Here is a 17,373-nt window from a genome sequence, read left to right as displayed (position 1 = left end):
CATGATGAATTTCTTAAAAATAGTGTTGTTTATAGCTATTTTGGCTGTTATTGGCTGGTTTTTACTTGCGCGATACGGCAATCGGCAGACATCGGAAAGTAAACATCAAATGCTAATCGAACGCATTGAAGCGATGGGCAAGTTGGAGCTGGTAAAGTATCGGTTCAGCGATGTATTGGAACATAAAAACGTTAGCGCGTACTTACCAGATGCAAGCGTTCTACTTATTATTAAAGCTGATGCTGTGGGGTGTGTAGACCTGACAAAACTCTCTCCACAAGATATAGAGGTAATCGATGATTCGGTATCGATACGACTGCCAGACCCCGAGATATGCTATGTCAAAATAGACCATGAGGCGTCGAAAGTATATGATACGAAAATGGCATTCTTCCGCGAAGCTACTTTGGTAGATGAAGCCTTTAAAAGTGCAGAAAAAGAAATCTACAAAGAAGTACGAAATTCGGATATTTTGCGACAGACTAGTGCAAATGCCATTCATGTGTTTAAGCCTTTATTAGAAGGATTGGGTTTTTCTAAAATAAACGTACATTTTAAATAAATTAGAGAAGGACTGTCTTAAATGTTAAAAAATGTTAAAGGATCAGTTGTAGATAATAGTTTACAGTCTCGAACGTTATAAGTATATAATTTCATAATTTAGGTTAATAATTGGTTTGGTAAAATCCTGGGGCTCCCCGCTTCAGGATTTTTCGTTTTAGAAGGCGGGATATTAAAATTTTCAATATAAAAAAGAAGACCTCCATCCGGGCGGATAGAGGTCTCACTAACCAATTATAACTTGCCGCCATGCTCTAGCGGACTGAATTATGAAATGCTAAGATAACAAGAAAATCTAACAAAGCAAAATAATTCCCCACCTATTTTATCCTACCCAAGTTCGCTTCTTGGCGCCATTTTTTCCAGAGAGAATCAACCAATGGAACTTGAGCATTTCTAAGTTAAACTTATTCCGACGTTTTTTGCCGAACTACCAGAAACACATCCTCGTCCAACGGCAGATAACCATATTCATAGACAAAAAAATAAATCTGCCCTTTGGCATTACTAAGCTGATTCGTAAAGAAATCGAAATCAAATCCTTTAGATAGCAGTTTTTCACGAGATACTTTCTGCATTTTTTCTTTTCCTAATATCTTACCGAGAACTTGTCGGTTACGCTTCAATATATCATTGATTTTTCGGACAAAACTATTAGGAAGGCTATTTCGTTTATTGTTGTAAGCATTTCGGCAGGCATCATGGCAAAAGCGTTTATCCGACCGTCCAACAACTAGCTCGCCACAAGCTAAACACATCCGTTTTTCCATATTTTACATAATTCTTTTACTGTACAAACGTTTGTAAACGCTTATAAACGTTTATAAACGCTTATAATTGGTTAACTACCGGCTAGTCGAAACCAGCTTTCGCAACTTTGAAATGTCAAAAGCGAATGCCGTTGACATTATAAATGTAAAATATCTAATGTGAATTTACAACTAAAATTTCAATATTATGAGCACATTAATGAATGCAGTACAACTTATCGGCCGCTTAGGAGCCGATGCAGACGTGAAAACAACGACAACTGGAACGAAAGTTTCCAATGTACGTTTTGCCACCAACGAATATTCCAAAAACAGTCAAGGAGAATGGGTCGAAATTACGTATTGGCATAGTTTGGTATTTTGGGGAAAGCTAGCCGAAAGATTAGAAAAGAAATGTAAAAAGGGAACGCGTCTGTTGATACAAGGTTCTTTAATTTACCGTGATTATACCGATGTCAATAACATCAAGAGGGAAGTTACCGATATACGGGTGCAACAATTTATAGTGTTAGACGGCCATACTAGCAATACGTCATTATTAGAAGTTTCGTCCGGTGTCGACGAGAATGACACGGATGACCTCCCTTAAACGAAAAAGGGCGTCTTTCAGAAAATAGACGCCCTCTCCTATTAGATTATACTTAAAAATCCCAACCTGCAGCTTCTGCAAGCTTTTTGGGGATATCGGTATTTTCCATTTTATGTGTGAATCTTTCTGCTCCCGCTCCGATAGCAAAAACAGGAATATAAGCTGCTGAATGACTTCCTGATGCCCAGCTCACAGAGCCTTTTTTATTCAATATCTTGATAGCTTCGCTTGCCAATTTTTCATCGTTCGCATATAAACTTTTTGCGGTTTCTGTTTCATGTTGTACAAAACTCTTCTCATAAATATCCTGAAGTGCTTTTTCTTCATCTTCACTAACTGTCACATCAGCAAACAGCCCGATATTTTCTGCTAGGATACCTTTTACTTCATTCCAACTCACTTCCTTTTTTGACGCTCTCAAATCAGATATTAGCTTCGATAAGGTGCCTTGCGATACACGTTGGTTTGCCAATAGTTTTGTGTTTAGACGACTTCCTCCATTGCCCACCGCAATTCCGCCGGTTTCATGGTCAGCAGTGATAACGATTAAGGTCTCCTCTGGATGCTTTTCGTAGAATGCATAGGCTCGTTTCACTGATTCATTGAAATCTAATACCTCCCGAATGGTCGTTGCCGCATCGTTCGCATGCGATGACCAGTCGATTTTACCGCCTTCTACCATTAAAAAGAACCCGTTATTGTTGTTTTTCGTCAACGATTCAATGGCCGCATCAGTTATCTGCGCTAAGTTTAAATCGCCTTCTTCTTGGTCAATCGCAAATTCTAAGGACGATTTGTCGCTACCTTTTACGTTCATTAAAATTATTTTATCAGCAGATTGTTTCACAGAATTGTAATTCTCCAAGCCATAAGCTAACGTATATCCCGCCCTTTCAAACTGCGGAAACAAGGAAGGAGCTTCTTTTTTATCTGAATCTTTATCTGGACTTAAGAACCCAGATCCGGCAAAGAAGTCAAAATTTGATTTTATTAAGTCTTGTCCTATTTCATAATACCGACTACGATTCGGTTGATGGGCATAGAATGCCGCTGGAGTAGCGTGATCTATACTGACGGATGTCGTAACCCCCACCTTAAGTCCTGCTTCTTTTGCAACATAAGCAATGCTCTTGTAGGCTGTTGTGCCCGCACTGTCCATTCCGATTACGCCGTTTTTCGTCTTCTTACCTACCGCCAACGCTGTTCCACCTGCTCCCGAATCGGTTACACCATGCGATAAAGAATAAGATGTAGCGAATGTGGCATAGGGAAAGGTAGAGAACACCAGGGGGAATACCGTGTTGCGGTCTTCCTGAGCTGCTAGAAAAACCTCAGTCAGATTAATCTGGTTTAATCCCATTCCGTCGCCAATCATCAAAAAGAGGTATTTGGGTTTCTGTTGTGCGAACGCGCCGAACACAACAAACAAAAGAAGGTAAAGAATCAAAAAGTTTTTCTTCATTGTTTTCTGAATATGTTTATGATGACAAATATAAAATATTACTGTAAAGTGTATGTTAAATTCCCAAATCTTATCCAACAAGTTACATAGGTTTAGGGAAAACACTATTTTTGTCATATGACAGTACGACAGAAAGAAATGATTGTTCAGGATTTCGAAAAATATATGCGACACGTGGTGCGAAGCAGCACACCTTTTACGGTAGTAAATTTTGCTGCATTTGCGACATCCTTGGTTAACTTTTACAATGGCAGTAATTTGATCTCAACAAATGACCGAAAAGAAGCCGCTTTACTACTTAGTAACTGTTTTAATTCCGGTATGGGAAACCGTATTACCCAAGAAGATCTTAACCAAATTGCTGATCTGATAGTTTCAGAATTTACAGTTGATTATTCCATTTTAAACCCGATATTTTCAACTACGGAGTAATCAGGGAATTCGCTTTTTAAATCTCATTTTTTTCTGATAGGTACTTGTGAATACCAAGCATTTTATCTAAGTTTGAATGTTTTTTCAAAAAGGGGGATTAGCTCAGCTGGCTAGAGCGTTTGGCTGGCAGCCAAAAGGTCATCGGTTCGACTCCGATATTCTCCACAACAAAAGCGTAAATAGCAACTAAAAGCTTTTTACGCTTTTTACGCTTTTTATTTACTCTTGTATCGTCCACACCAATTTATCAATAGCATATCCCGAACGTTTGGCATAAGCGAGATACTTTTGCTTAATATCATCTGGTAGGGTCTTATCCCGAGAAAGTATCCACATATAATCGAGGTTCTCACCAAACACTAAAGCATAACGATAAGCGTCATCCATCATCACGACATTATATCCCGAATAGAACGGGCCGAAAAAAGAAACTTTTAGAGCTCCCTCTTCTTCACTTCTTACAAATTTTGCCTTACCAATACTTTGCTTATACTTCTCTTTTACCATATCATATCCCTGATTGTTGACCCGGATACTGCCATCCTCGTTCAACGCATAAGACGCGATGACATTTTTGAGGTTCTTTTCCCAATAAAAATCTATTCGTGCGATCTCATACCATTCACCCAAATATTTATCTTTTTGGAAACCCTGCACCACCGCCACGTTAGATTTAACGGGCTTTAATAAATTATATAATGTCGTGCCAGCGGCTACGGCCGTTAGCAACAATAATGATTTTTTTCTGTCCATATACACTAAACCCAAAAGCATTATAAAAGTTTGGCTATTAATTGATAGTTTTGAAAACCTTCTCGAGACATCCAAGAAGGTTTTTAGCGAATATTACGGATAACATTTTCAGCAAAGAACATTGTATTCAAAAGAAGAAGCAAAAAAATTAAAAGAGCAATTTTGGACAAACTTTGGTCGGTTTATGTCCCCGATTCCAAATGAAGAAGGGTTAAAAGTCAATTGGGTCAACTATAAAACGGGGATTAAGCATCTTTACTTTCGTATGGAGGTAGATAATAAAACCGCAAGCATCTATATTGAAATCAGCCATCCGGAGAAAGGGATACGGGAACTGATGTTTACACAATTCCAAGAATATAAAACGATACTACATGCAGAACTGGATGAAGAATGGATATGGACTGAAAACCACGATGATGAATACGGCAAAACCACCGCCCGTATCGGAATAGAGCTCAACAAAAAAGCTTCCGTTTTTAAAGTGGAAGACTGGCCGACTTTAATTAGTTTTTTCAAACCTCGTATTATTGCCTTAGATCGCTTTTGGAGTAATGCAAAATATGGGTTTGAACTATTTAAATAAGACCTTTATTATGATATCGTTGTGCTATCACCGTAACGACCAGTATCTGGAAAGCATGAAAAATCATCAACGGAAGAAAATATAGGCCTGCGCTAGCAGAATGGGCGAACAAAAATTTACCGAATACTGAACCGTGGGTCAGTGACTTCTTAGATCCGCAGAATAACGCTGTTATAAGGTCTTCCCTATTGAATTTAAAGACAAATTTACTTAATAGATATATCAATCCGTAAACGAGTATAAACAGCAACACAACGCCGACAACAATCCACAATAGGTACAACTTCCCGGTACTTTCGAACACACCGCTTACAAATGACTCCGCAAAGCTATCATATACAATAAGTAAGATGATTGATTTGTCGAACAATGTTAACTCCCGATTATATTTTGAAACCCATTTCCCAAAATACGGTTGCAAGAGTAATCCCCCAACGACAGGGAGAATAATCTCCTTGATCAGCCCCCAATACACGTCGCCCAAAATATCAACCTCACCGAAGTCGAGAAAAAACTGCATCCATAACGGCGTGATGACTACACCTATTAGCCCCGAGATACTCGCATTAAAAATTGCTGCGGGGATATTTCCGCCGGCAATGGAAACCATGACTACAGATGAGGAAACCGTGGATGGCAACGCCGCCAGAAAGAAAAACGAGAGCCAAAAATCCCCCTGTAATTCACTGTGGACAAACGGATAAAATGGTAGCAATAGCAGTGGAAATAAGACAAAGGTAGCTCCTTGTACCAACAGATGAAGTTTCCAATTGCTCAATCCTGTTTTCAATTGCCGAAAACTTAACTTTAGCCCATAGAAAAAGAAAATTAATGATACACCAACGCTCGTAACCCAAGTCAGTATTTGCCCATCACGCCATAAGTAAAGCTGTGGAAAAAAATAAGCTAGTACAATGAAGCAGAGCAAGGCTAAAATAAAGCCATCGAATTTCAGTTTCATATAGACATATAATGAAGCAGAGACGCAACGTGTTGCGTCTCTGTCGGTATTCGATAATATTGTAGATGACTAGCCTTATGAAGACAGCTTGCCTAGCGCTTCTTTTATCCTACTTAAAGCTTCTTTCAAGGCATCATCCGAAGCTGCATACGAAAGACGAATGTAGTTGTTGTTTCCGAAAGAATCACCTCCAACTGTGGCCACATGTCCTTCATTGAGTAGATATAGCGCAAGATCTGAGGAATCTTTTATTACATTTCCTTGTGTGTCTTTCTTACCAAAAAACGAACTGATTTCTGGAAAAAAATAAAATGCTCCTTCTGGAAGATTCGTTTTAACGCCAGGAATATCATTTAACAAATCATATACCAGTTGACGTCTGCGTAAAAATGCTTCCTTCATTTCATTTACGCTTTCTAATCCATCGTTATAAGCAGTAATACCCGCCCGCTGCGCGATAGAGCAAGTGCCCGAAGTTGTTTGCCCCTGCAATTTATCGTTCGCAGCAGCAATTTCCTTGTTAGCAGCTATATATCCTAAACGCCAACCTGTCATTGCAAAAGCTTTGGAAAAACCATTTACAATGATAACCCGCTCACGGATGGACTCAAATTGAGCGATGGATTCATGTTTGTCGATGAAGTTAATATGTTCATAAATTTCATCCGACAAGATGAAAATATTCGGATGTTTCTCAAAAACCTTAGCCAATGCCGCTAACTCATCCTTGCTATAAACAGACCCTGTTGGATTGCAAGGCGAAGAGAACATAAACAATTTCGTTTTGGGCGTGATAGCCGCCTCAAGTTGCTCCGGTGTGATTTTGAAATCCGAATCGATATCAGTATCGATAAATACGGATTTTCCTTCCGCCAATACAACCATCTCTGAATACGAAACCCAATATGGTGTAGGGATAATAACCTCGTCACCTGGATTGATCAGCGTCAAAATAACGTTCGAAAGTGATTGTTTTGCGCCGGTAGAAACCACGATTTGCGAAGGTTCATAATCCAAACCATTTTCATTCTTTAACTTATTTACAATGGCTTGACGGAGTTCGGGATAACCTGGTACTGGAGAATAACGTGTATAGTTTTCGTCTAGCGCTTTCTTTGCTGCATCCTTTACGTTATTAGGTGTGTTAAAGTCTGGTTCTCCCACGCTTAGACTAATAACATTGATGCCTTTAGAAGCTAACTCGCGCCCTAATTTCGTCATTTTTAAGGTCGCTGATTCGGATAAATTATTAATCCTATCTGATAAATATGATGTCGTACTCATGATGTTACAAATATATACATACTCTCCATTTATCACATGGAAATTTTGAGAAAACTAACGTGATAAAGAAAATGTAAAGATTTCAATTGGTTTTTATAGATTTGTTTTCATGGATTCGCGGAGAAAGTTTTTAAAAAATATTGGTGTTGGTTCACTCTTACTTGGGCTACATCCTATTTATGGCCAACAAATAAAACGGCGACAGAGAGCGGTGAATAAACCTATCGTCCTCTCCACTTGGGATTTTGGGTTGAAAGCGAATACTGAAGCATGGAAAGTTCTTTCTATCGGAGGACGTGCATTAGATGCAGTGGAACAGGGCGTGCGCTATACGGAAGCTGACCCTACTGAGCGCAGTGTAGGCTACGGTGGGCGTCCGGACAGAGATGGCAAAGTGACGTTGGATGCCTGCATCATGGACGAAAACGCGAATATTGGGTCGGTGGCTGCATTAGAGCAGATCAAGCATCCCATATCTGTTGCCCGGGCGGTAATGGAAAAAACACCACACGTTATGCTCGTGGGGAATGGCGCGTTACAGTTCGCACAAGAACAGGGGTTTCCACTCGAAAACCTGCTGACAGAAGCTTCCGAAAAGGAATGGCGCGAATGGCTTAAAACAGCGAAGTATGAACCTGTTGTCAACATTGAAAACCACGACACCATTGGCATGATTGCATTAGATGCGCAAGGTAATCTTTCCGGAGCCTGCACAACTAGTGGTATGGCTTTTAAAATGCACGGACGGGTTGGTGACTCCCCTATTATTGGTGCCGGACTATACGTCGATAACGAAGTGGGTGCTGCCACGGCCACCGGACATGGCGAAGAGGTTATCCGAACAGTCGGTTCGCATTTGGTTGTTGAATTGATGCGTCAGGGACGCAGCCCTCAAAAAGCTTGTGAAGAGGCTGTCAACCGGATTATTAAATTTACCGAAAATCGTAGGAAAACGTTAGATAACATCCAAGTTGGATTTATTGCGCTGAATAAACAAGGGGAATTTGGTGCGTATTGCATACATAGCGGTTTTAATTACGCGAAATATGACCATGTCGGAAACGAGCTTATATCTTCTCCATACTATCTTCAATAAATAAAGATGCCAAAAATAGAAATTGCTTGTTTTAATATAGAAGCAACACGTATAGCACAGCAGTACGGCGCCGACCGCGTAGAGTTTTGTGCCGATATGCAAGTCGGTGGAACAACTCCCAATTTGCAGGAAACAGAAATCGTACGCCGTGAATTACATATCGGGCTTCATGTGATGATACGCCCCCGAGCCGGGAATTTTGTGTATTCAGCGGAGGAATTTGCACAAATGAAAAAAGACATTTCATTATATAATACTTTAGGTGTAGACGGTTTTGTCTTTGGCCTTCTAGATGTTACAGGAAACATAGATAAGCAAAAAAATAAAACATTGGTTGAGCTAGCAGAAGGCAAACCTTGTACTTTCCATAGAGCGTTCGATGAAGTTTCCGATAGTGTCCAAGCATTAGAAGATATTATTTCCTGTGGTTTTACTACCGTGCTCACCTCGGGATGTGCACCGAACGTAGATTTGGGGCAAGAAGAGTTGAAACGTTTGGTACAACAAGCCCGTGATCGTCTTGTAATTATGCCCGGTGGCGGTTTGCGTTCCACTAATATTGGACGTATTTGGCGAGAAACAGACGCGGCGTATTTTCACTCATCGGCTATCACCGACGGTTCGGAAACAGCGGTCGCGACAGAAGTAGAGGCGTTAGTACAAGCGGTTAAATTATGCTAGATACTTTAAACCGAGGCGCAAACCGTATCCGATCGCTATGCCGATCACGAAACTAGCTAAAGTCCCTACAAGGATATATTCTGTAAACTTGGTATCTTTCGCATTTGTTAGATCGCCGAAACGAAAGATGGATTTTGCCCCCAACAGAAACCCTATCCCAGACAAAAAACCGACTTGTATAAAGAGGACGATCAGCAACCGTTCCATAATACCGATGAGCATACCCGCATCTACGAGAGAGTTTTTGGGTTTTGTGATGACATCAGCTTCGGACGTCCATTTGCTGAAGAAAACCCGTAACATAATCGGGCTAACGAAAGCGATCAATACAAAAGCTAAAACATATAATAGGTTTTTTGTAGAAAATAACGTTTCCCAATTGACAGGTAAGCCATATGTATACCATACAACCGCAACCAATGAAAGGATATGTAACGCTTGATCTGTTAGGAATAACAAAAACGCACGACGTGGAAATTTTTTCTCAAAATAAACCTTACCGCTGTCTATCAACAGATGTGCGCAACTTAAAAACAATATAACCTGCCATTGATCAGAGAGTTCCGGAAGAAAGAACACAACTAATAAAGCGGTGTGTATGGCAATATGCAATAGTAAATAGCCAATATGCTCTTTTCGTTTCTGTACCCATTTTTTGGGCTGTAATACAAAATCGCCTATAAAATGAGCCAGTAGCAGCTTTAAGAATAAAATACTCATAACGCTAACATTTCTTTTGTACAGTAATCTAATGCACGTTGTATTTTAACATAGCTCGCTTTCTGCAGTTCAGTGCTCACTTGACTTTGATATTTCTTATCCAATATTTTGGCCAATTCCGCTTGGTTGACGCCCTCATTTTGAAACGCCGCTTTTACCGTCTCTGCCATATTAGGTGTCCAACGTGTAGCCAGTTCCGCCACCAATGGTAATATAACATTGCATACGGCGTCGAGTGTGGGATAAGCCGATTTAAAAAAGATGGTGTCTTTTTTTAATTCTTCAAAAGCTTCTCCAGAATAAATAAGTGCAGAACCAAAGGAGTTTTTGATATGCGGAGCATCATATTCTTTCGTTCCGATGCCGATGCCAATACGTACATCCAAATCATACACCAGCATAGCCGCTTTAATATAAAAAGTTGCTGTTAACACGTTTTGCAACGTAAGCTCCGCTTGAAAACTATCTCCCCGAAAAATATCAAATTTATTCGAATACACACCTATGGCTTCTTCCAATGCCGGCATCCATACTTTCGGGTCTTCGGAGCGCGATTTGATTATATCACCTGATATGACAGCTATCATATAACATCTTTTACTCAAAGATAGGTATACAACAGCATATCAGCAAAATTAGTGATAAGTAAAATTATCACTAAAATCAATGATAAAACAGAATATCACTAAAAACAGTGATAAATGGAGATATCATTAAAAATAATGATAATATAGCTCAAAAAGTAAGGTATAAAAGGTTATACGACAATATTGATAATCTTGCCCTTCACGAAAATCACCTTTTTCACGGCTTTTCCATCCAGATAGCGCTGCACATCTGCATTTGCTAAAACAGTTTCCTCTACAGCGTTCGGATCCAAATCTAGCGCCAACGGTAAGTTCATCTTCATTTTTCCATTAACAGAAACCGGATAAGCAAATTCTGATTCAACCAAGTATTCCGGATTAAAAACAGGATATGATGCGTAGGAGATTGTGCCAGCCTCATTCCCTAATAACGCCCATAATTCTTCCGCAATATGAGGAGCATAAGGCTGAAGGACAATAATAAGATCTTGTAATATTTTGTGCTTATTACATTTCAAATCGGTCAGTTCGTTCACACAAATCATAAATGCCGATACAGAAGTATTGAACGAGAACCGCTCAATATCCTCTTCTACTTTTTTGATGATTTTATGCAATGCTTTATATTCCGCTTTGGTAGGCTCTTCACCGGACACGCCAAAATTTCCCTGTGCATCATGGAATAAACGCCATACCTTACGTAAAAATTTATATACTCCCTCAATACCATTTGTGTTCCAAGGTTTTGATTGCTCCAATGGACCCAAGAACATTTCGTAAAGGCGAAGTGTATCGGCACCATATGCCTCTATAATGTCGTCGGGGTTAACCACGTTAAATTTAGACTTTGACATCTTCTCCACTTCGTTTCCGCAAATATACTTGCCATTTTCCAAAACAAATTCCGCATCTGCAAAATCTGGACGAAATGCTTTGAATTTCTCCGTATCGAGTACATCGTTATAAACGATGTTCACATCGACATGCAATGGAATCGTCTTGTATTTATCTTTTAGACCATACGAAACAAAAACATTTGTCCCTTTGCCCTCTTCATCAAGAACACGATATACAAAATTAGAGCGTCCTTGAATCATTCCTTGGTTGATCAACTTTTTGAAAGGTTCCTCTTCATTGTGATATCCTAGATCTTTCAATACTTTATTCCAAAATCTAGAGTAGAGCAAATGCCCCGTAGCATGTTCTGAACCACCAATATATAAATCGACAGCTTTCCAATAATCTACAGCCTCTTTGGATGCAAAAGATTCCTTATTCGTGGGATCCATATAACGGAACCAATACCAAGAAGAGCCCGCCCAGCCCGGCATTGTACTCAATTCATGCTCATATTTGCCTTGATATTTCCATCCTTCTGCCCTGCCCAATGGCGGTTCACCTGTTTCTGTAGGCAGATATTTGTCTACCTCCGGCAATAATAAAGGTAACTCTTCCTCTTTTATCAAATAAGGCAATCCATCTTTAAAGTATACCGGCACAGGTTCGCCCCAATAGCGCTGACGGCCAAAAATAGCATCGCGCATTCGGTAGTTTATTTTAGCCTTACCTAAGCGGAGTTCTTCCAAGCGTTCAATCAAAGCTGGCACAGCTTCAATATACGTCATACCGTTGATAAAATCAGAATTGATATAGCGGCCATCTTTCGTGGGATCAGCTTCTTCTTCTATGTTTTGTGCATCGGAAATCGGGATAATCGGCAAATTAAAATGTTTTGCAAAAACATAATCCCGTTGGTCACCGGATGGTACGGCCATCACAGCTCCCGTTCCATATCCCGCCAATACATAGTCTGCAATCCAAATGGGCACGTCGGTTCCAGTCAACGGATGTTTCGCGTATGAACCTGTAAAAGCACCTGATACCGTTTTGGTATCTGCCATACGATCTAGTTCAGATTTCTTCGCCGTTCTTTCTTTATAAGATTCTATTTCAGACCGTTGATCATCTGTCGTCAAAGAATCAACTAATTCATGTTCTGGTGCTAAAACGATAAACGAGACACCAAAGATGGTATCTACCCGGGTGGTAAATACTTCAATATCTGTATCCAACTGAGGCAACGGGAATTTTACCGATGCCCCTATCGATTTCCCTATCCAATTACGCTGCATTTCCACTAATGGTTCCGGCCAATCCACCGTATCCAATCCGCGCAGCAAACGGTCAGCATATGCTGTAATACGCATTGACCATTGCATCATTTTCTTCTGTTCTACAGGATATCCCCCACGCTCTGATACACCATTGATAACTTCATCATTAGCTAATACAGTGCCTAAAGCAGCACACCAATTCACCGTACTTTCCCGCAAATAGGCCAATCTATATTTCAGCAATTCGCGTTGTTGTTCCTCCTCCGAAAAACCATTCCATTCGGCTGCTGTAAAGGTCAATACATCTTCATCACAAACCGCATGAATACCTTCAGAACCAGAGGTTTTGAATCGCTCTATTAAATTATCGATTGACTCCGCTTTATCTGTCTCATTACTATACCACGCATTGAACAACTGCATGAAAATCCACTGTGTCCATTTATAATAATCGGGTTCGGATGTGCGCACCTCCCTCGACCAATCGTAAGAAAAACCGATGTTATCCAATTGCTCTCTATATCGCGCGATATTTGCTTCTGTCGTAACGGACGGATGTTGTCCCGTTTGAATAGCATATTGTTCAGCAGGCAGCCCAAATGAGTCATAACCCATGGGATGCAATACATTAAAACCTTTCAATCTTTTATATCGGGAAAAGATATCAGAAGCAATATAACCGAGCGGGTGCCCAACGTGCAGTCCGGCGCCGGACGGATAAGGGAACATGTCCAATACGTAATACTTTGGCTTATCTGTTGTCCCTGCGGGCTTAAACGTATTATGTTCAGCCCAAAATTGTTGCCACTTCTTTTCTAACGATTGATGATTGTATTCCATAATAATGTTGCTGCTAATCTGAAAGAGATGCGAAAATAGCTATTTTACATCAATTTAGACATAAAAGTTTCAGAATAGACAATAAAATGTGTATATTGAATGTTAAATGTCTAGGTGTTTAGGCAAATTATTCGGATGAATTGTTTCTTAAATGCACATTATTATTTACTTTCGCATCATAATATTAGATTAAAAAGAGCGTATGTCTACTCACGAAGAAGGTTCACCGAGAAAGAAAACCAAATCTGTTTATGTGTCAACGGTCATTAGTATCGCGTTGGTATTATTGATGACAGGTTTACTAGGCTTGATTTTGGTGCACGCAAAGAATCTGTCAAAATACGTCAAAGAAAATATCGTTCTCAATATCATAGTCAATGACAATGTAAATGAGGGAGATGTATTGGCGATGCAAAAAGACCTTGAAAAAGATCCTTATGTATTACGCACAGAATATATTAGCAAGGAGCTTGCGGCGAAAAATCTAAAGGAAGACCTCGGGGAAGATTTTGTAGAATATCTAGGACACAATCCCCTGCTACCTTCGATCGACGTATACCTCAAAGAACAATATGCCAATACCGATAGCATACAGACTTTTATTCAAAAATCAGCTAAAAACAGTCGTGTTAAGGAGGTTATATATCAAGAATCGCTCATTGACATGGTCAATAAGAATATCCGTATTATTGGTATCGTTGTTTTAGGATTCACCATTGTGTTGTTAATCATTGCCGTAGCGCTAATCAATAATACGATTCGTTTAGCGATTTATTCACAAAGGTTCCTCATCAAGAGCATGCAATTGATCGGCGCAACGAAGAACTTCATTCGTAAACCTTATCTCCTATATGGTATATTCCATGGTTTGCTGGGCGCCCTGATCGCTATTTTGCTATTGATATTTACCTTGCAATTCGCCCAAAAACAGATTCCAGATTTAGTATTTTTACGTAATTGGTATGAGTTTGGTGCTATTTTCCTTATTGTCGTTGCTTTAGGTATTGTTATTTCCGGTTTCAGTACATACTTCGCGGTAACAAAATATCTAAGAGCTAAATCGCATAGCTTGTATAGGTAATGATGAGTTATAAGAGAGTTAAACCGTAAATGTATAAAAAGTGAAATGTAACGGGCAATTATATTAGTCCAATTAAATCACGAACAAAGAGATATGTCAGAAAAGAAACAACATTATACTTCACAGCCAAAATCCGGCTTTGTTTTTGAAAAAATAAACTATCAACTGTTTATTGCCAGCGTGCTGGTGGTTGTTCTGGGTTTCATCCTCATGATGGGCACAGAAGATATTTACAGTTTCACAAAGATAACGCTAGCTCCTTTCGTGGTTGTCCTCGGATTTGCTTTAGGCTTCGTTGCTATTTTATACAAACCCAAAAACAAAAAAAATAATTAAGAATGACCTATTTTCAGGCGATTGTCTTGGCAATCATTGAAGGATTAACAGAATTTTTACCTGTTTCTTCGACAGGTCATATGATTATCGGAACAGCGTTAATGGGTATGGAGCCCACTCCTTTCGTCAAACTGTTTACCATCGTTATACAGCTCGGTACGATCCTTTCCGTTTTAGTTTTATACTATCGGCGGTTCTTTAAATCACTCGACTTTTATTATAAGCTGGTAGTCGCTGCTATCCCAGCTTCTATACTTGGATTAGTGCTTAACGATTTCATTGATTCCCTTTTAGAAAGTCCGTTGATGGTAGCGGTAATGCTAGTCATTGGCGGTGTCATCCTATTATTTGTGGACAAGTGGTTTAACAAACCTCAAGTTGATAATTCGGATGATATTTCTTACAAACAAGCGTTTATCATCGGTTGGTATCAATGTTTGGCGCTGATTCCTGGAACGTCACGTTCGGCAAGTACGATAGTTGGCGGTATGACCCAAAGTCTGACCCGCAAAGCCGCTGCCGAATTTTCTTTCTTTTTGGCCATTCCAATGATGGCGGGCGCTTCTGTTGTTAAACTTTATAAATTCTTTAAAGAAGGTCATGTTTTTACGGGTGAAGAAATAAATCTCCTTATCGTTGGTAATGTGGTCGGTTTTATTGTCGCCATAATTGCCATTAAAAGCTTTATCAGCGTATTGACAAAATATGGTTTTAAAGCGTTCGGATGGTATCGTATTATTGTGGGGCTCGTGATTATTGGATTATTATTGAGCGGACATAGCCTTGAAATTATATAAATGACAAACGTAGAAGAAACCGTATCTTCTCCATTCAATTTTGCAGAAGGTGAGGTTCTATTGGTTGATAAACCCTTGGATTGGACCAGTTTTGATGTGGTAGGTAAGCTCCGCAATAGTATGAAGCCTCAAAAAATTAAAGTAGGCCATGCCGGAACCCTCGATCCCTTGGCAACTGGATTATTGATTATCTGTACAGGTAAATTCACAAAACGAATAGACTCTTTCCAGGCGGAAGACAAAGAATATACGGGTGTGATTACATTGGGGGCAACTACCCCGTCCTATGATTTGGAAACAGTAGTTGATCAGACCTTCGATTATACGCCTATCACCGAAACTGAAATATATGAAACGGCACTACAATTTATAGGTGAACTTGAACAGTATCCGCCCGCCCATTCGGCCATTAAAATAAAAGGCGAACGCGTATATGAAAAAGCACGACGCGGAGAAGATGTTGAATTGAAAGCACGGCGTATTACGATTAACCGCTTCGAAATAGAGAAAATCGAGATGCCCAATGTGTATTTTAGAATCAGTTGTTCCAAAGGGACTTATATCCGCTCTATCGCACATGATTTTGGAAAGGCTTTGGGAATTGGCGCCCATCTCAGTCAGCTTAGACGTACCAAAAGTGGTGATTTTCATGTAGATAATGCTTGGAATTTGCAAGATTTAATTGAAAAAATTAAATTACACAAAAGAACGATTCAACAATAGACAAACAACTAATTATAAGTAGTGAAAATATATAAAAGTTTAGATGAGTTTGAACCACTCTCAAATGCTGTCGTAACCATTGGCACATTTGACGGTGTACATATTGGCCATCAGAAAATCTTATCCAAATTAAGGGAATGTGCTGCAGAAGGAAATGGCGAAACTATCTTACTTACTTTTTTTCCGCATCCCCGTCTAATCATCAATCCGGATGACGATAATTTGCGTCTTATTAACGATATAGAGGAAAAGACCCATCGATTAGCCTTATCGGGAATTGACCACTTAATCATTACGCCCTTTACACGTGATTTCTCCAATCAATCACCGGAAGAATACATCAGTAATGTCTTGGTTGGCCGACTAGGCACAAAACAGATTGTGATTGGATACGACCATCATTTTGGCAAAGACAGACAGGGCTCTATCAAGGATCTAAAAGAGCTGGCCGAGATATATGACTACGCTGTTGAACAGATCCCGGAACAGGATATCGAGGATGTTGCCGTATCATCTACCAAAATCCGGGAATCCTTAATAAAAGGGGACATCGAAACTGCAAACAAATATTTAGGTTATCCATTTGAACTGACCGGTACTGTCGTACGTGGCGATCAAATCGGTCGGGAGATCGGTTTCCCTACCGCGAACCTTAACGTACACGAAGCACATAAACTTATCCCGGCGTATGGCATTTATGCTGTAGAAGTGGAAATATACGCCAATATGTCCACCGTCCATACCGGCGAGTATGTCGCTCCACAACCCGACCGCATAGCAAAAGGAATGGCGTATATTGGTACCCGCCCAACAGTGGATGGCATGAACCGAAAGATTGAGATCAACTTATTGGATTTTAAAGATGATATTTATTCCGCGACTCTACGGGTTAAGTTTCTTAGGTTTATCCGCCACGATCAATGGTTTGATTCATTGGAAGCTATGCGCAACCAGATTAAAGAAGACGAAAAAAGTATTCGGGAATATTTCGGGATATAGC

Annotated in this window: 19 protein-coding genes and 1 tRNA gene; 12 read left to right on the top strand and 8 right to left on the bottom strand. The window is 39.8% G+C overall.

Annotation, left to right across the window (positions count from 1 at the left end):
* The first annotated feature begins 1 nt into the window (after nucleotide 1).
* The gene (locus G5B43_RS00680) at nucleotides 2-562 is read left to right on the top strand and encodes a DUF4230 domain-containing protein (protein WP_165292800.1); all 561 of its coding nucleotides are present in this window, start codon (nucleotides 2-4) and stop codon (nucleotides 560-562) included.
* Nucleotides 563-968: 406 nt separating this feature from the next.
* Here G5B43_RS00680 and G5B43_RS00675 read toward each other — a convergent pair whose 3' ends face one another.
* A complete protein-coding gene (locus G5B43_RS00675) occupies nucleotides 969-1,331 on the bottom strand; it encodes a hypothetical protein (protein WP_165292799.1) in 363 nt (120 codons plus the stop codon).
* 187 nt (nucleotides 1,332-1,518) lie between these two features.
* Between G5B43_RS00675 and G5B43_RS00670 the strand changes: the two genes are divergently transcribed.
* Nucleotides 1,519-1,920 (top strand): single-stranded DNA-binding protein, encoded by a 402-nt coding sequence (locus G5B43_RS00670; RefSeq protein WP_165292798.1) that lies wholly within the window; start codon nucleotides 1,519-1,521, stop codon nucleotides 1,918-1,920.
* 52 nt (nucleotides 1,921-1,972) lie between these two features.
* Here the strand turns inward: G5B43_RS00670 and G5B43_RS00665 are convergent, their stop codons facing one another.
* Nucleotides 1,973-3,382 carry an alkaline phosphatase gene (locus tag G5B43_RS00665; protein ID WP_165292797.1) on the bottom strand — a complete coding sequence of 470 codons (1,410 nt, stop codon included), beginning with the start codon at nucleotides 3,380-3,382 and terminating at the stop codon, nucleotides 1,973-1,975.
* A gap of 117 nt (nucleotides 3,383-3,499) precedes the next feature.
* On the opposite strand from G5B43_RS00665, the gene G5B43_RS00660 reads away from it, so the two are divergent.
* Both G5B43_RS00660 and G5B43_RS00655 read left to right on the top strand, forming a co-directional pair.
* Complete coding sequence (locus G5B43_RS00660) at nucleotides 3,500-3,814, top strand: hypothetical protein (protein WP_165292796.1); 315 nt, start codon at nucleotides 3,500-3,502, stop codon at nucleotides 3,812-3,814.
* Between the two features lie 91 nt (nucleotides 3,815-3,905).
* Nucleotides 3,906-3,979: transfer RNA gene (locus G5B43_RS00655), tRNA-Ala, on the top strand.
* 54 nt (nucleotides 3,980-4,033) lie between these two features.
* On the opposite strand, the gene G5B43_RS00650 is transcribed toward G5B43_RS00655, so the two are convergent.
* Complete coding sequence (locus G5B43_RS00650; RefSeq protein WP_165292795.1) at nucleotides 4,034-4,567, bottom strand: lipocalin family protein; 534 nt, start codon at nucleotides 4,565-4,567, stop codon at nucleotides 4,034-4,036.
* A 121-nt stretch (nucleotides 4,568-4,688) separates the two neighbouring features.
* Between G5B43_RS00650 and G5B43_RS00645 the strand changes: the two genes are divergently transcribed.
* Nucleotides 4,689-5,153, top strand: a complete 465-nt coding sequence (locus G5B43_RS00645; protein ID WP_165292794.1) for a DUF4268 domain-containing protein — start codon at nucleotides 4,689-4,691, stop codon at nucleotides 5,151-5,153.
* Here the strand turns inward: G5B43_RS00645 and G5B43_RS00640 are convergent.
* On the bottom strand, nucleotides 5,146-6,114 hold the full coding sequence (locus G5B43_RS00640) for a bile acid:sodium symporter family protein (protein WP_165292793.1): 969 nt from the start codon (nucleotides 6,112-6,114) through the stop codon (nucleotides 5,146-5,148). The genes G5B43_RS00645 and G5B43_RS00640 overlap by 8 nt on opposite strands.
* A 75-nt stretch (nucleotides 6,115-6,189) precedes the next feature.
* Nucleotides 6,190-7,398: a pyridoxal phosphate-dependent aminotransferase gene (locus G5B43_RS00635; RefSeq protein WP_240904683.1), complete on the bottom strand. Its 1,209-nt coding sequence runs from the start codon at nucleotides 7,396-7,398 to the stop codon at nucleotides 6,190-6,192.
* 109 nt (nucleotides 7,399-7,507) lie between these two features.
* Between G5B43_RS00635 and G5B43_RS00630 the strand changes: the two genes are divergently transcribed.
* Together G5B43_RS00630 and G5B43_RS00625 are read left to right on the top strand one after the other, a co-directional pair.
* Entirely contained in the window at nucleotides 7,508-8,494 is a 987-nt protein-coding gene (locus G5B43_RS00630; protein ID WP_165292792.1) for an isoaspartyl peptidase/L-asparaginase family protein, read from the top strand.
* Nucleotides 8,495-8,500: 6 nt separating this feature from the next.
* Complete coding sequence (locus G5B43_RS00625; RefSeq protein WP_165292791.1) at nucleotides 8,501-9,175, top strand: copper homeostasis protein CutC; 675 nt, start codon at nucleotides 8,501-8,503, stop codon at nucleotides 9,173-9,175.
* On the opposite strand, the gene G5B43_RS00620 is transcribed toward G5B43_RS00625, so the two are convergent.
* The 3 genes from G5B43_RS00620 to leuS form a co-directional block, all read right to left on the bottom strand.
* Nucleotides 9,167-9,895, bottom strand: coding sequence for a DUF3307 domain-containing protein (locus G5B43_RS00620; protein ID WP_165292790.1), 729 nt, complete (start codon nucleotides 9,893-9,895; stop codon nucleotides 9,167-9,169). The genes G5B43_RS00625 and G5B43_RS00620 overlap by 9 nt on opposite strands.
* Nucleotides 9,892-10,482: a hypothetical protein gene (locus G5B43_RS00615; RefSeq protein WP_165292789.1), complete on the bottom strand. Its 591-nt coding sequence runs from the start codon at nucleotides 10,480-10,482 to the stop codon at nucleotides 9,892-9,894. Before G5B43_RS00615 ends, G5B43_RS00620 begins: the two co-directional genes overlap by 4 nt.
* Nucleotides 10,483-10,652: 170 nt before the next feature.
* Nucleotides 10,653-13,436, bottom strand: coding sequence for a leucine--tRNA ligase (gene leuS / locus G5B43_RS00610; RefSeq protein ID WP_165292788.1), 2,784 nt, complete (start codon nucleotides 13,434-13,436; stop codon nucleotides 10,653-10,655).
* A 202-nt stretch (nucleotides 13,437-13,638) separates the two neighbouring features.
* Here leuS and G5B43_RS00605 point away from each other — a divergent pair, with 202 nt between their 5' ends.
* From G5B43_RS00605 to G5B43_RS00585, 5 genes are all read left to right on the top strand, one after another.
* Nucleotides 13,639-14,517, top strand: coding sequence for a cell division protein FtsX (locus G5B43_RS00605; protein ID WP_165292787.1), 879 nt, complete (start codon nucleotides 13,639-13,641; stop codon nucleotides 14,515-14,517).
* Between the two features lie 93 nt (nucleotides 14,518-14,610).
* The gene (locus G5B43_RS00600; protein ID WP_165292786.1) at nucleotides 14,611-14,853 is read left to right on the top strand and encodes a DUF3098 domain-containing protein; all 243 of its coding nucleotides are present in this window, start codon (nucleotides 14,611-14,613) and stop codon (nucleotides 14,851-14,853) included.
* Nucleotides 14,854-14,855: 2 nt separating this feature from the next.
* On the top strand, nucleotides 14,856-15,650 hold the full coding sequence (locus G5B43_RS00595) for an undecaprenyl-diphosphate phosphatase (RefSeq protein WP_165292785.1): 795 nt from the start codon (nucleotides 14,856-14,858) through the stop codon (nucleotides 15,648-15,650).
* The gene (gene truB / locus G5B43_RS00590; RefSeq protein WP_165292784.1) at nucleotides 15,651-16,373 is read left to right on the top strand and encodes a tRNA pseudouridine(55) synthase TruB; all 723 of its coding nucleotides are present in this window, start codon (nucleotides 15,651-15,653) and stop codon (nucleotides 16,371-16,373) included. It begins immediately after the preceding gene.
* Between the two features lie 21 nt (nucleotides 16,374-16,394).
* Nucleotides 16,395-17,372, top strand: a complete 978-nt coding sequence (locus tag G5B43_RS00585) for a bifunctional riboflavin kinase/FAD synthetase (RefSeq protein ID WP_165292783.1) — start codon at nucleotides 16,395-16,397, stop codon at nucleotides 17,370-17,372.
* Nucleotide 17,373: the final 1 nt, after the last annotated feature.

The sequence above is a fragment of the Sphingobacterium sp. SGR-19 genome, assembly GCF_011043555.1.
GTDB lineage: Bacteria > Bacteroidota > Bacteroidia > Sphingobacteriales > Sphingobacteriaceae > Sphingobacterium.
This window is presented reverse-complemented; position numbering and strand designations above follow the sequence as displayed.

Excerpts from the sequence above, each read along its gene's own strand:
- G5B43_RS00620 (WP_165292790.1), bottom strand. The coding sequence starts at position 9,895 with ATGAGTATTTTATTCTTAAAGCTGCTACTGGCTCATTTTATAGGCGAT.
- truB (WP_165292784.1), top strand. The coding sequence starts at position 15,651 with ATGACAAACGTAGAAGAAACCGTATCTTCTCCATTCAATTTTGCAGAA.
- G5B43_RS00665 (WP_165292797.1), bottom strand. The coding sequence starts at position 3,382 with ATGAAGAAAAACTTTTTGATTCTTTACCTTCTTTTGTTTGTTGTGTTC.
- G5B43_RS00680 (WP_165292800.1), top strand. The coding sequence starts at position 2 with ATGATGAATTTCTTAAAAATAGTGTTGTTTATAGCTATTTTGGCTGTT.
- G5B43_RS00625 (WP_165292791.1), top strand. The coding sequence starts at position 8,501 with ATGCCAAAAATAGAAATTGCTTGTTTTAATATAGAAGCAACACGTATA.
- G5B43_RS00675 (WP_165292799.1), bottom strand. The coding sequence starts at position 1,331 with ATGGAAAAACGGATGTGTTTAGCTTGTGGCGAGCTAGTTGTTGGACGG.
- G5B43_RS00595 (WP_165292785.1), top strand. The coding sequence starts at position 14,856 with ATGACCTATTTTCAGGCGATTGTCTTGGCAATCATTGAAGGATTAACA.
- G5B43_RS00615 (WP_165292789.1), bottom strand. The coding sequence starts at position 10,482 with ATGATAGCTGTCATATCAGGTGATATAATCAAATCGCGCTCCGAAGAC.
- G5B43_RS00630 (WP_165292792.1), top strand. The coding sequence starts at position 7,508 with ATGGATTCGCGGAGAAAGTTTTTAAAAAATATTGGTGTTGGTTCACTC.
- G5B43_RS00605 (WP_165292787.1), top strand. The coding sequence starts at position 13,639 with ATGTCTACTCACGAAGAAGGTTCACCGAGAAAGAAAACCAAATCTGTT.
- leuS (WP_165292788.1), bottom strand. The coding sequence starts at position 13,436 with ATGGAATACAATCATCAATCGTTAGAAAAGAAGTGGCAACAATTTTGG.
- G5B43_RS00670 (WP_165292798.1), top strand. The coding sequence starts at position 1,519 with ATGAGCACATTAATGAATGCAGTACAACTTATCGGCCGCTTAGGAGCC.
- G5B43_RS00600 (WP_165292786.1), top strand. The coding sequence starts at position 14,611 with ATGTCAGAAAAGAAACAACATTATACTTCACAGCCAAAATCCGGCTTT.
- G5B43_RS00650 (WP_165292795.1), bottom strand. The coding sequence starts at position 4,567 with ATGGACAGAAAAAAATCATTATTGTTGCTAACGGCCGTAGCCGCTGGC.
- G5B43_RS00635 (WP_240904683.1), bottom strand. The coding sequence starts at position 7,398 with ATGAGTACGACATCATATTTATCAGATAGGATTAATAATTTATCCGAA.
- G5B43_RS00660 (WP_165292796.1), top strand. The coding sequence starts at position 3,500 with ATGACAGTACGACAGAAAGAAATGATTGTTCAGGATTTCGAAAAATAT.
- G5B43_RS00640 (WP_165292793.1), bottom strand. The coding sequence starts at position 6,114 with ATGAAACTGAAATTCGATGGCTTTATTTTAGCCTTGCTCTGCTTCATT.